This is a genomic window from Butyrivibrio sp. Su6 (assembly GCF_900108105.1).
GTDB lineage: Bacteria > Bacillota > Clostridia > Lachnospirales > Lachnospiraceae > Butyrivibrio.
The window spans coordinates 1-14,159 of sequence record NZ_FNUR01000014.1; the positions used below are offsets into that span (position 1 = coordinate 1).

Here is a 14,159-nt window from a genome sequence, read left to right on the forward strand (position 1 = left end):
TAGTTTCAAAAAACTTCTTTTTGATGTATGATGCTTTCATGAGTGCCTCCTTAAATCAATGTGTGGTCGGATACCTTTGATTTAAGGGGCCGCCTTTGCTAAAGCTTCTTTAGCAAAGGCGGCCGCACTTTTTGAGGCCTGTGTCAAGCCCTAATTTAAAAATTTTCAAATAAAAAAGTGATTCTTACGTTCTTTGTAGAATCACTTTTTCTTTTGCAATAATGTTTTTGATATGAAAGTATATATGAATTTCCTTAACTAAATGACATTGGAACCGTCCCTGTGTCTTCCCCGCTGTCGTCCAAATCACATAAGGTTCTCATCATAGATAGCACGCTGGCCGCCGACATATTTAGGGCGGTGGCGTGCACATATGATAGGAGCCTCACCTATTTTTCTAAGGGATATGCGCATTGGTACTACTACGCTGTGCATATGCATTCCTATCATGGTTCCACCGATATCGATTCCGGCATCGGCTTTTCCACATATTGATTCCACAAGAACAGGATCCTCAAATCTCTGGTAGCTGACTGTTGCCATGGCTCCGCCGGCGTGATTTGGCTGAGGGATAGCATTGACCTGTTCAAATCCGTATTTTTCCATGGCGGCTCTTTCCATTACAAGAGCCCTGTTTAAGTGCTCGCAGCACTGCACAGCTGCAAATATGCCATTTTCTTTTAAAACAGGCATAATGCCATCGTACACTGCATTTGCTGAGTCAAGGTTAGTGGCTGTTCCTATCTGGTCACCAAGAATCTCACTTGAGGAACATCCTATCACAAAGATATCGCCTGCTTTAAGGCGTGCTTTTTCAAGTATCTCGGTTACGGCCTGACGGCTCTGTGCAGTAATATCTTCAAAATTCATGTTTTTTACCCCTGTCATGCTTATATTTGATTCTAATAATTTTCACACAATCTTATGCGAATTGCAATTATAACTAAATGATAAAAAAAATCTGAAATAACGTCATATATACACTTTGTTTACATTAGCTGTGTTACAATTTATATATATGCCAATAAGGATTATTGGCTCTTTTTGGTATGATGCGGGGTGCTTTATGAGTTCATTTGAACAGGGAAAGTTAGATGAATATGGCCATATGGATAATCTGACAGGGCTCCATAATCTTACGGGTGTATTGGATCACCTTCAAGGAAATGGAGAGTATTCTGCATCAGATATTACTGTGGTTATTTATCTGAATATAATGAATTTCAAAGCTTTTAACCAAAGATATGGATTTATCGGCGGCAATGATCTCCTTAAGGGATTAGCTTTAGAAATTCAGAGTATTTTTAATGAATCACTTATTGCACGAACAGGCGATCAGTTTATTATCCTCTCCAAAAAGATCCAGGAAGATGAAATAATAGAAAAGCTGGACCTTTTAAGAAATGAGATGCGCAGGTATGAGAAAAGCCTTAATATGCGCCTTAAAGCCGGTATTTACAAGGTGGAAGGCAATGAGGAATATCCTGTTTTGCTGATTGACAGAGCAAAAATTGCCTGTGATGACATAATAAGAGTTTATGATAAAGACAACAATTTTTATTCTGATGAGCTAAATAAAAGGAATGAGCTCAGGCAGTATGTAATAGATAATTTTGAGAGTGCATTTAAAAAGAGATATTTTACAGTTTATTATCAAAAAGAAGTCAGGGCACTTACCGGAAAGGTCTGCGGATATGAAGCTCTTGCAAGGTGGATGGACCCGATTCATGGTATGATATCGCCTGCGATTTTTGTAGAGGTACTAGAGAGCGTACATTTAATTAATAAGCTGGACATATACATTATAGACATGGTATGCGCTGATTTAAGGGATGATATTAATAGCGGATATTGTGTTGAACCTGTTTCTGTGAATTTGTCACGACTTGATTTTGAACTGTGCGACATAATGGCAGAAATTGATAAGTGCAGAGAAAAGTATGGGATTCCCAAAAAGCTTCTGAACATAGAAGTTACGGAAAGTGCAATAGCCAGCGGTTCAACTTTTCTTGGAGGGGAAATAAAGAAATTCAGAGATGCCGGATATCAGGTTTGGATGGATGATTTTGGGGCAGGATATTCATCATTCGGCAACCTTAAATCCTATGATTTTGATATGCTCAAAATAGACATGAGCTTTATAAGGGAATTTGAGACAAATAAAAAATCAAGAGTTATTCTTGCGACGATTGTAAACATGGCAAAAGAGCTTGGGATTCACACCCTTGCCGAAGGTGTGGAGACTCAGGAACAGTATGAGTTCTTAAGGCGAATAGGTTGTGAAAAGATTCAGGGATATTTTTTTGGAAAACCTAAACCTGCGACAGATATTGACAGGCCAAAGGAGAATACTTTGGAGATCTGTGAAGATGTTGATTATCATGAGTACTATGACGATATAGGCGGAATAAATTTCCTTGGGAGTACACCACTTCGTCCCAAAACTATGCAGGTTTTTAATAACCTTCCTATTGGATTATATGAAATTATTGATGAAAAGCCGATTATTATTTATGCCAACGATGCTTATAGGAATTTTTTGAGCAGCCTTGGCATATCAAGTGTGAATGAGGCAAATAAAAGGAATCAGAGTGTTGATCTCACCGAGACAAAAAGACTTTTGGAAATATCAAAAAAGGCCGAGATATCAAGTGATAAGAGAGCTGAAATGGACATTGTTGTTAACGGGAGCGTGATTAATACTAAAATCAGGTTCATTTCGAGGCATGGATGTAAGGCTGCTTTTGCAATAGTCTCAAGAAATATCACAATGCACGGCGAAGCCAAGAAATCTGACAATATTCAGGTTGCGATGGCACATGTATTTAGTCAGTACTTTAGAGTGGATCTTTATGATGAAGATGGAACAGTTGAGAATATATTCCTGAATTCAGATCAGCTTGCAGTTGCAGATATAGAGTCAGATGCTGTAAAAGCAGTTCAGATGTATTCAAATATGTATCTGTATGAACAGGATAGAGAGAGATTTAGAAAGTTTTATGACATAACAACTGTTCTTGAAAGAGTAAAGAAGGTTGCCAGAGACTATCTTGTGGATTATTACCATTCTGCAATTCCCGGTGATAATGGAAGAATGCAGATGTACATGATACTTCCTTTCTACTATAATGATAGGTGGAAGTATATATCCTGTTGCAGATATGCTGATGATGTCAGCGATGACAGGATATATAACTAAATACACCAATCGAAAGTGGATAGGTATGCTTAGATTTTGTTTTGGGGCATCCGGTTCGGGGAAAAGTACCGGATTATATAACGAGGTAATAAAAAGAAGTATCGAGGAACCGGGGAAATCTTTTTATATAATAGTTCCTGATCAGTTTACGATGCAGACCCAGAAGGATGTAGTAAAAATGCATCCTTCTCACGCTATAATGAATATAGATGTACTGAGCTTTGGAAGGCTTTCGCACAGGATATTTGAAGAACTTTCCATAAGCTCTTTTTCTGTGCTTGATGATCTGGGAAAAAGCCTTGTTCTAAGGCGCGTTGCAGATATTCTTGGTACGAAGCTCCCAATTATAGGAAAAAACATGCATAAGCCCGGCTATATTGATGAGGTAAAATCAACTATCTCTGAGTTTATGCAATATGGCATTTCAGATGAAGCGCTTTCTCTGCTTGAGGAAAAGAGCTCCTCTAAAGGTGCGCTTAATTCCAAGATCAAGGATTTGAGGCTTCTTTACAGTGAATTTTTAAAATACATTGAGGGTAAGTATATCACTACTGAGGAGACTTTGGACGTTTTGTGCAGAGAGATTCCGAACTCTAAACTTATGAAGGACAGCGTTATAGTCTTTGATGGTTTTACCGGATTTACTCCTATACAGTACAGAGTTATAAAGGCGCTTATGGATGTGGCAAGCGAAGTAGTGGTATCTCTTACTATCAGCCCACTTAGTGATCCCTATGAAGGTACTTTTGAAGAGCAGGATCTTTTTATGCTTACAAAAAAGACTGTTCTTGATCTTGAAAAGCTCGAGTATCCCGGAAATATGAGCTTTGACGCATGGAGAAATGTAAGAAATCAGGAAATGTCGAAAAATGAGCAGGGGGACATTTTCATAAAAAAAAGTCCTGTTAAGAGGCTTGAGAATAATGAACCACTGGCATTTTTGGAACAGAATCTCTTTAGATTTAACAAGCTCAAATATGAAAAAGAGCAGGATGCCATATCAATTTATCAGGCAAGTACGCCTTTCGAGGAAGTCAGGCAGACCCTGATAAAGATATCGGACCTTATAAGAGAAAATGGCTATGCTTACAGGGATATTGCTCTTGTGTGCGGAGGCCTTGATAATTACAGCGATATCCTTGAGGATGAAGCGAAAAAGTTTAATATTCCAATTTACATCGATAAGAATAGCAGTTTGCTTTTGAATCCTTTTATTGAGTATATAACCAGTGCTATAAACATAGTTATTTCAGGGTATAAGTATGAGGATGTATTCCACTACATGCGAAGTGGAATGACTTCTTTTTCTGCTGAAGATACGGATCTTTTGGAAAATTATGTAAGAGCACTTGGAATCAAAGGAAGAAAGCAATGGGAGGACAGATTCCTTAGGCATATGCCCAGGAAATTCAAATCTTCCTCCAAGGACAAAGACTCGGAAAAAGAGCTTCTCTTACTTGAAAAGCTAGAAGGAATGCGTGAGCAGATAAGTCTTTGCCTTAAGCCTTTGTTTGAGAACAAAAAGGGAAAAGTATCAGATATAACAGGGGCCCTTGTCAAAGTAATAGAAACTGAGAATTGTAAAGAAAAGCTTGATGGCTACAAGGAAAAGTTCAGGGCTCTTGGAAATGAGAAGAAAGCAAGGGAATATGAGCAGATCTATGACAAGATATTAAATCTTCTAAAGCAGATCGATGAGCTTCTTGGCGATGATGAAATTGATATCTCTGAGTACAGGGACATTTTAAGTGCGGGCTTTTCAGAAATTGAAGTTGGCACGATTCCTCAGGATGTCGACAGAATAATTGTGGGAGATATAGAAAGAACAAGGCTTAGAGAGGTTAGGGTTCTCTTTTTGCTTGGAGTTAATGACGGGTATATTCCGTCAGGAGCAGGTACAGGAGGAATTCTTTCTGATATTGACAGGCAATACCTGCTTGAACTTGACACAGGCGTAGAACTTGCGCCAACTCCAAGGCAGCAGATGTATATACAGAGACTATACCTGTATATGAACCTTACTAAGCCGACGGACAGGCTGTTTTTGTCATATGCAGAGCTGGGAGCGGATGGCAAATCTCTAAGACCTGCCTATCTGGTGCCAAAACTCATTCAGATGTTCCCGGGGATAACTGTGGAAAAACCGGAGGAGGGAACTTTTGAGGGGCAACTTGTAACCCCAGATGACAGTATGGACAAGATTTCTGAGATGCTGAGAAAATATGCACTTGGAATTCTTGAAGGCAGAGAAAAGTCAGACTTTATAACGCTCTATAGGACTCTATCAAAGATAGACATGGAAAACAGCAGGATTCTTAACAGGATCACAGAAGCTGCATTTAAACATTATGAGGATAAACCATTATCCAGGATGATTGCCTTGTCTTTATATGGAGCCAATCTGGAGAACTCCGTAAGCCGTCTCGAACAGTTTGCAAGCTGTTGTTATGCCCATTTCCTCAAGTATGGTCTGAGGCTTGAAGAGAGAAAAGAGTACGAGTTTAATGCGGCAGATCTTGGAAATGTTTTCCACGAAGTTTTGGAAAAATACACCCATGAGGTCATGAGTGGGCAAAAGAAATGGACAGAGTTCACAAAAGAAGAGTCAGATGAATTGTTAAATCGTATTTTAACTGAATGTATCACCGGTTATGGCGAAACAATACTTATGAGCAGTGCCCGTAATCAGTACATGACTGAGCGTATAAAGAGAATCCTTACAAGAACTGTGGACACTCTAAAGTATCAGATCTCTAAAGGGCACTTTGAGCCTGCATATGTGGAGATGGATTTTAGAGATGCGGGTAATATCGATGAGATAAATATAACCCTGTCTGAAGATGAAAAAAATAATATCCTCACCAGCATGAAATTACATGGACGCATTGACCGAATCGATCTATGCGAAGACTCTGACCATGTGTACGTGAAGGTTATAGATTTTAAATCAAGTGGACATAAATTTAATGTGGCAGCGCTTTATTATGGACTGCAATTGCAGCTTGTAATGTATATGAACGTTGCAACCGCAGCAGTTAAGAAAAAACACGGTGGAAAAGATACAGTTCCGGCAGCGGTGTTGTACTATCACGTTGATGATCCTCTGGCAGATGGAAAAGCAGATTTGCAACCGGATGATATCAATGAGGCTATAAAGGATAAACTGCGAACGACTGGTTTGGTCAATGAAAATATGGATGTCATAAACCTTTTAGATGAAGGGCTAAATGGCAAGTCCGATGTTATTCCTGTGGAGCTGAAAAAGGATGGAACAGTCTCAGCCAGATCAACAACTGTTACCCTGGATGATTATGAAGCTATCTCAAAATTCGTGGATTCAAAGATAAAAGACTTTGGAAACAGGATTCTTCAGGGAGAAATAAAGGTTAATCCTTATGAAATGGGTGACAGAAGCTCTTGTACATACTGTTCCTACAGATCTATCTGCGGTTATGACGAGAAAATATCGGGTTATTCCATGAGAGAACTGGACATCAAGAGTGACGAAGCTATGGAACTTATACGAAATCAGAATAATTAATTGTGGACTTAATATTTGAAATTAGAAGGTTGGATAAATGGGAGTCACATTTACAGAAGAACAGCAGGCGGTAATAGACGCAAGAAAATCTAATATATTGGTTTCAGCGGCAGCAGGTTCAGGAAAAACAGCTGTGCTGGTAGAGAGAATCATACAGATGATCAGCAGCGATGTTGATATTGATCATCTCCTTGTTGTGACCTTTACAAAGGCCGCTGCTTCTCAAATGAAAGAAAAAATAACACTGGCTATCCAAAAGAAACTTGAAGAAGAGCCGGATAACAAGCATCTCCAAAAGCAGGAGACGCTTATTCATAATGCCCAGATAACAACTATAGACTCTTTTTGCCAGTACGTTATCAGAAACAATTTCAATCATATTGGACTTGATCCATCTTTCAGGGTAGGGGATGAGGGAGAACTAAAACTCCTCATGGAAGATGTAATGCAGGATCTTCTGGAGGAGGAATATGCCCTTGCTAAAGAGGGGCAGAATGAAGATTTTGTTTACTGCATGAATTATTTCGGTACAGGAAGCAGTGACAAAAAAGTTGAGGAATATATATATCAGCTCTACAGATTTTCTGAGAGTATGCCCTGGCCAATGGACTGGCTTGATGAGAGGGCAGGAGATTATCTGGTTGAAGGTGAAAACTTTGATGAGCTTTCGTGGGTTAAAGACTGTATCGCATACATCAAAAGTTCATTGCAGGAATCTGTGGATAAAATGTCAGCAGCTATAAGAATCTGTGAAGAACCTGATGGCCCGTATATGTATGGTGATCTTTTGGAACAGGAAAAAGACAGTATTTATGCGGCTTTGGGATATAATACCTACAATGAGCTGTTTGACAGGGTCCGCGGGATTTCTTTTGGGAGACTCCCAGGAAAAAAGGACGATTCCGTATCCCCCGATAAAAAAGACTATGTTCAGAAGGTAAGAAACGGTGTTAAAGACGAGATAAAGAAGCTGACAGAGAATTATCTGGCTCTTACAGCAGATGTAATAGCCGGGCAGATGAAGCTCTGCGACAGAGCAGTCAGAGAGCTTTGCAGGCTGACGAAAGAATTTAAAAAGCGCTTTGATGACAAAAAGAGAGAAAAGCAGATGATCGACTTTTCTGATATGGAGCATTTTGCTCTGCAGATTTTGGTAGATCATCCTGGGGATACACCTTCTGCTGTGGCGCTTGAATACAGAGACTACTACAGGGAAGTACTGATTGATGAGTACCAGGATTCCAACAATGTTCAGGAGATGATGCTAAAAGCAATTTCCGGAGATGATGTTACAAAGTCCGAGAGGTTCATGGTTGGTGATGTAAAGCAGAGTATCTACAAATTCAGACTTGCAAGACCTGAGATATTTATGGAAAAACTCGGAACATATTCCAAGGATGCGTCATCCAAAGACCGAAGAATAGACCTTCACAAGAACTTTAGAAGCAGAAAAGAGGTTCTTGAGATAACGAACTATATCTTCAAAAAGATAATGGGTAAAGACCTTGGCGGGGTAGAATATGACAAAGATGCTGAGCTTGTGACCGGTGCAGAGTATGAAAGTCCTGCATTTGATATGTCGCCGGAACTCATTATGATAGATGGGGCACCTACAGGAGATGTCTCCAATCCTGAAGTGGATATAGACTCATATGATACAAAAGAGAAAGAGGCTCTTGCGATCTCTATCCGCATAAAAGAGCTTATGAAAGAAGATCCAAAGCTTAGGTTTAAGGACATTGTAATTCTTTTAAGAAGTAATGCCGGCTGGGATGATGCGTTTAAGAGTGTTCTCGAGGCACAGGGAATCCCTGCTTATATTGAATCGAAGAGCGGTTATTTTGAGACCAGTGAGATCAGCACAATGCTGAATTTACTGACCATAATTGATAACCCCCTTCAGGACATTCCGCTTGTAGGTGTGATGCATTCACCTATTGGGGGCTTTACTGACGAGGAACTGTCGGAATATAGAATAGCGATTGGTCTTGATGACTCTTTTTATCAGGGGCTGATTGAACTTGTGGATAATGATAGGGAAAAATATCCAAAGCTGGCTGAATTTACGGACTTTTTGCAGGAACTCAGGGAAATGTCCGTTTACACGCCTGTTCATGAGCTTCTTCAGTATATCATCAGAAAGACAGGCTATGATAAGTATATATCAGCTCTTCCTTCCGGAAGTCAGAGAAAAGCAAACCTGGATCAGCTTCTTTCCAGAGCACTTAGCTTTGAAAAATCAAGTTTTAAGGGTCTTTTCCATTTTATCAGATATATTGAGCATCTAAAGATTGCAATGGTGGATTATGGAGAGGCTGGAATAATTGATGAAAATGCAGATGTAGTCAGGATCATGACTATCCATAAGAGTAAGGGACTGGAATTTCCTGTTGTCTTTGTTGCAGGGCTTTCCAAAAAGTTTAACAGGATGGATACTAAGGGTGACTTGATTGCTGATATTGATCTAGGAATAGGTGTAAAGTGCATAGATACTGAGCTTAGAGTGCGATATGACACATTAAAACGCCTGATCATTGCAGATAAAATGGAAAAAGACAGCCTTGGTGAAGAGCTTAGAGTACTGTATGTTGCACTTACACGAGCAAAGGAGAAGCTTATCATGACGGCTTCCTGCAAGAGTCTGAATGATAAGCTGGAGGGCGTTATAAGGAATATTCCGGTAATAGCAGGAAATGATCTTTTACCATATTCCATGAGAACCTCTGCGGACAGTTATCTTGATATTATCCTGCCATCTGTCATAAGACATCCAAGTGTAGGAAAACTACTTGATAAGCTGGGGATTGCCAAAGAGAATTACCTGCCCTTTGTGGATAAAGATGCCGGAAATATAGCCTTCGAGTTTAAGAGTATGAATGATACTGAACTATCAGATGCCCTTGGAAATGAAAATGTAAAAGGTGCAATGAGGCTTGAGAACTTAAAGGGGGATATTGATGCCTGTTTTGATGAACAGTTATCACATAGACTAAAGGCTAAGTTTGAAGCAAAATATGCCCACGAGGACTTAAGAGGTCTTTTTACCAAGACTACTGTGACAGAATTAAAGAGCAAGAAATTGCATGAGGAAGGTGAAGTATTTACCAGGGAGATAAGTTATGAAGAGCCTGAAGTGAAAAATGACAGCGCTTCTTCTAAAGATATTCTCTTCGGTGCAGAGAGGGGAACCGCATACCATAGAGTGATGGAGCTTTTGGATGAACCTATCTATGGGGATGAAAGTCTTTTTGCCAAAGCTAAAGATGAGATTGCATCTGCAGTAAAAGAGTGGATAATACAAAAAGAAAAGCTAAAAGTGATACCACCTGAGTATTCAAAGTCGATCAAAGCCACTGATATTGCTACTTTCCTGGAGACGAGCCTTGGAAAAAGAATGGGAGCGGCTTTTAGAAACGGCGCGCTCATGCGTGAGAAGCCCTTTATGATGGGGATTCCTTCAAAAGAGCTTGATGCAAAATTCCCGGATGAAGAAATGGTGCTTATTCAGGGTATCATCGACGCGTTCTTTATCGAAGATGGAGAGATTGTGCTCCTTGATTATAAGACAGACCATGTAAAGCGTGATTCTGAGCTTGTTTCAAGATATAAAGTACAGCTCGATTATTATAAAAGGGCCATAGAGGCATCCACAGGTATGAAGGTAAAAGAAGTGTATATTTATTCTTTTTGCCTTGGAAAAGAAATAAGGATGAAGTGAGGAAGAGAATGTACGAAAACATAAAAGAAGAAAAGAAAGTAAGAGCAATTCTTGTAGGCCTTGATCAGGGCGGAAATGACCTTGATCTTGAGAGGTCAATGGATGAGTTAAAAGAGCTTACAAGAGCTATAGATATTGAAGTTGCGTGCACTGTTACGCAGTCTCTTCCGAATCCGGACAGAAGTACTTATATTGGTAGCGGAAAAGTTGAGGAAATACGTAATTCCCTGGATGTTTTTGAAGCGGATATCATTATATTCAATGACACATTATCCCCAATGCAGATAAGAAACCTTGAAAAGGCTCTTGATACAGAGGTTATAGACAGAACGGGGCTTATCCTGCAGATTTTTGCCAAGCGTGCCAAGACCAAAGAAGCCAGGCAGCAGGTAGAATACGCCCAGCTCCAATATATGCTTCCAAGACTTGCACATATGAGAACCTCCCTTTCAAGGCAGGGAGGTGGCAGCGGAAGACTCTCCAATAAGGGATCTGGTGAAAAACAGCTTGAGCTGGACAGAAGGCGTATTGAGCACCGAATGGCTGAACTTAGAAGAGATTTAACTGCTATTGAAAAAGAGCGTGACACTCAGAGAGGAAGGCGCCTACGATCGGGACTTCCCAGAATATCTCTGGTTGGATATACCAATGCCGGTAAGTCCACAATAATGAATAACCTTCTAAGGCTTTATGGCGGCGAAGGGTTTGATGAGAAGCAGGTTTTGGAAAAAGATATGCTTTTTGCCACACTTGATACCTCTGTAAGAAAGATTTCTGCGCCGGGACACAGACCATTTCTTCTTTCAGATACCGTCGGTTTTATCAGTGAACTTCCACATGCACTGGTAAAAGCATTCAGGTCAACTCTCGAAGAGGCTAAGTACGCAGATCTGCTCCTTCAGGTAATAGATTTTTCGGATCCTGAATATCGTTATCATATGGATGTGACAAAAGAAACACTGGCTGAGATAGGTGCCGGAGATATACCTGTTATCTATGTTTTTAACAAATCTGATGTGGTACAGGATGAGCAGGAGCAAAGCGGACAGCTTGTCATGCCGGTGCCAAGATCCATGGATGACAGAATATATATTTCAGCAAGGGAAGATGAAAGTCTGAACACTCTTATTGAGCTTATAGAAAAGAAACTCAGTGAGAATGAGAATGACTGTGAACTGCTTATTCCTTATTCTGAGGGCGGGATACTTAGTCTTTTAACAGGAAAAGGTGTTGTAAAGAATTCTGAATATCTTGAAGAGGGCATAAAAATCGTCGCTACCTTAGGCAGCGACGACTATAACAGATATAATGCCTATATTATAGAGTAGCTTCTTTTCTGACGCTGTAGTCTGTGGCTTCATGTTTGAGCCTGTTAAGACCGGTTCTTACTACAGGAATCATGAGAACTGCAAGTGTAAGTAAAGCCTCAAGTCCTAAATATGCTGCATTGTAAAGAAGAGAATAAATTATAGGTGACATACCTTCCGGAGCATAGTCTGCAAAGAATACAACGCCGGATAGGAAAGAAAAGAAATATCTGCCGAGAACACCTACAATATATCCCTTATACATGTCGTATTTTTCATTATGGAAAAATCCTGCCAGACCAAGTGCTGCAAAAGCGAGGATATAATCGCATATGAGCTGAGGAACACTTACGATATAGGGGTTGCTTATCATCTGAAGAAGTCCATATGCAAAGGCTGCTGCGAGACTTACTCGTGGTCCATATACATATCCGATGTATGTGATGAAGAACATACTGAATACTGTGACAGAGCCTCCCATTGGTGCTCTGAAAAGCTTTATATTAGATAATACGAAAGCAAGAGCAATGCAAAGAGCTGATGTGGTGAGCTGTCTGATACTGATCCTGCCCTTTCCATCTCTGTTAACAAGGTAGCTCACTGCAAGAAGTGCTGCAACCATAAGAGCTATAAATAAAATGTAACCGCCGGTAGTGATGCTGTAAACTCCTTCACCACTGACATCCTGTAAAAATAAATCCATAAAAAAGACCTCCCTTTGATTAATACCAAATCAAGAGGAGGTTAATTTTTTCATTTAAAGATGATATATCTTCGCACGAAAAAAGATATCAAATGCTTCCCTACGCCGGTATTATCCGGTTCAGGTAATAAGGGTCCGACGAAAAAAAATCGTTCAATCTCAGCATAGCTCCCCTAGCGGTATTATTTTGTTTTGCAATTCATATTAAACGCTTCTGCCCGTGATTTGTCAATAACCATAGGTAATCATGGAAAAAACGTATTTATATGATATTTTTTTCTTGCATAAAAATAAAAAAAGTAATTTAATCTATTTATATATGCTATAAAAATTGGAGGAGAATTATGGAAAATTTAAAGATTCCGAGTGGCTATGTGTCAGCGCTTGATCTGCACGATACACAGGTTGCCATCAAGACAGTTAAAGATTTCTTTCAGGGGATGCTTTCCACAAGGCTCAATCTTCAGAGAGTTACAGCCCCCTTATTTGTTACACCTGAGTCAGGTCTTAATGACAATCTTAATGGTGTAGAGAGACCAGTTTCTTTTGATATCCTTCATCAGGACGGTCGCAATGCAGAGATAGTTCATTCTCTTGCTAAGTGGAAAAGATATGCCCTTAAAAAATACGGTTTTAACGTAGGTGAGGGCTTATATACAGATATGAACGCCGTAAGACGTGATGAGGTTCCTGATAATATTCACTCCATTTTTGTAGATCAGTGGGATTGGGAAAAAGTTATTACTAAAGAGGACAGAAATGAAGAATTCCTCAAGGAAACAGTAAGGAACGTATATAAGGTTCTTCGTAAGACTGAGAAGTTTATGTCCATTCAGTATGATTACATTGAAGAGATTCTTCCTGAGGAGATCTTTTTTATCACAACTCAGGAGCTTGAGGAAATGTTCCCTGAGTACACACCAAAGGAACGCGAATACTACATTGCTAAGGCTAAGGGCGCTGTATGTATCATGAAGATCGGTGATCTCTTACCTTCAGGTGAAAGACACGACGGTAGAGCTCCTGACTATGATGATTGGGAACTCAATGCTGATATCATCGTATATTATCCTGTTCTTGACATTGCTCTTGAGCTTTCAAGCATGGGTATCCGTGTAGATGAAAACTCACTTAAGTCACAGCTTAAGAAAGCAGGCTGCGAGGAGAGAGCTCAGCTTCCATTCCAGAAGGCAATTCTTGATAAAGAGCTTCCTTATACTATTGGAGGCGGAATCGGACAGTCCAGAATCTGCATGTTCTTCTTAAGAAAAGCTCACATCGGAGAAGTTCAATGTTCAATCTGGCCAGAAGATATGGTAAAAGAAGCAGTTTCTAACGGAATTCAGATTCTTTAAACGAATTATTCGCAATTTCTTCACAAAATAGTCACACTTTAACGATATAGTTTTTTAAGTCGCATAAAGAAAGGGGTGACTATTTATGTTGAGACAGATGATTAGAAAAAATATAAGCTTGCAGCCTTCACAGGTTAAGAACTTTGTGGACACAGCTTCTAAGTGCAACTTTGACGTGGATATATATTACAACAGGTATGTGGTTGACGCTAAATCAATTTTAGGCGTTCTTGGCCTTGATTTTAATCAGAAGCTTACTGTAGAGTTCAGCGGACATAATGCAGAATTTGAGCAGTACCTTGACACTCTTGCAGTTGCAGGCTGATAAAACAATTT

General features: G+C 39.7%; 8 protein-coding genes and 1 riboswitch. Of the genes, 6 read left to right on the top strand and 2 right to left on the bottom strand.

Translation table 11 applies throughout. From position 1 onward, the window contains the following. Window positions 1-306: 306 nt before the first annotated feature. Window positions 307-888, bottom strand: coding sequence for a TIGR01440 family protein (locus C4S54_RS13425; protein ID WP_334293928.1), 582 nt, complete (start codon window positions 886-888; stop codon window positions 307-309). 178 nt (window positions 889-1,066) lie between these two features. Here C4S54_RS13425 and C4S54_RS13430 point away from each other — a divergent pair, with 178 nt between their 5' ends. Genes C4S54_RS13430 through hflX form a run of 4 tightly spaced genes read left to right on the top strand, consistent with a single transcriptional unit; the run spans window position 1,067 to window position 11,786 of the window. Next, a complete protein-coding gene (locus C4S54_RS13430) occupies window positions 1,067-3,199 on the top strand; it encodes a GGDEF domain-containing phosphodiesterase (protein WP_160110771.1) in 2,133 nt (710 codons plus the stop codon). Between the two features lie 25 nt (window positions 3,200-3,224). Next, on the top strand, window positions 3,225-6,740 hold the full coding sequence (locus C4S54_RS13435; RefSeq protein ID WP_242973824.1) for a PD-(D/E)XK nuclease family protein: 3,516 nt from the start codon (window positions 3,225-3,227) through the stop codon (window positions 6,738-6,740). A 37-nt stretch (window positions 6,741-6,777) separates the two neighbouring features. Then, window positions 6,778-10,458 carry a helicase-exonuclease AddAB subunit AddA gene (addA, locus tag C4S54_RS13440; RefSeq protein WP_103869976.1) on the top strand — a complete coding sequence of 1,227 codons (3,681 nt, stop codon included), beginning with the start codon at window positions 6,778-6,780 and terminating at the stop codon, window positions 10,456-10,458. A gap of 8 nt (window positions 10,459-10,466) precedes the next feature. Then, on the top strand, window positions 10,467-11,786 hold the full coding sequence (gene hflX, locus C4S54_RS13445) for a GTPase HflX (protein ID WP_081644796.1): 1,320 nt from the start codon (window positions 10,467-10,469) through the stop codon (window positions 11,784-11,786). Here hflX and thiT read toward each other — a convergent pair. Next, window positions 11,776-12,468, bottom strand: coding sequence for an energy-coupled thiamine transporter ThiT (gene thiT, locus C4S54_RS13450; RefSeq protein WP_103869977.1), 693 nt, complete (start codon window positions 12,466-12,468; stop codon window positions 11,776-11,778). The genes hflX and thiT overlap by 11 nt on opposite strands. 80 nt (window positions 12,469-12,548) lie before the next feature. Beyond that, a riboswitch (TPP riboswitch) is annotated at window positions 12,549-12,653 on the bottom strand. A 159-nt stretch (window positions 12,654-12,812) separates the two neighbouring features. On the opposite strand from thiT, the gene asnA reads away from it, so the two are divergent. Both asnA and C4S54_RS13460 read left to right on the top strand, forming a co-directional pair. Further along, the gene (gene asnA, locus C4S54_RS13455) at window positions 12,813-13,823 is read left to right on the top strand and encodes an aspartate--ammonia ligase (RefSeq protein WP_103869978.1); all 1,011 of its coding nucleotides are present in this window, start codon (window positions 12,813-12,815) and stop codon (window positions 13,821-13,823) included. An 85-nt stretch (window positions 13,824-13,908) separates the two neighbouring features. Beyond that, window positions 13,909-14,148: an HPr family phosphocarrier protein gene (locus C4S54_RS13460; RefSeq protein ID WP_022774298.1), complete on the top strand. Its 240-nt coding sequence runs from the start codon at window positions 13,909-13,911 to the stop codon at window positions 14,146-14,148. The last annotated feature ends 11 nt before the right edge of the window (window positions 14,149-14,159 follow it).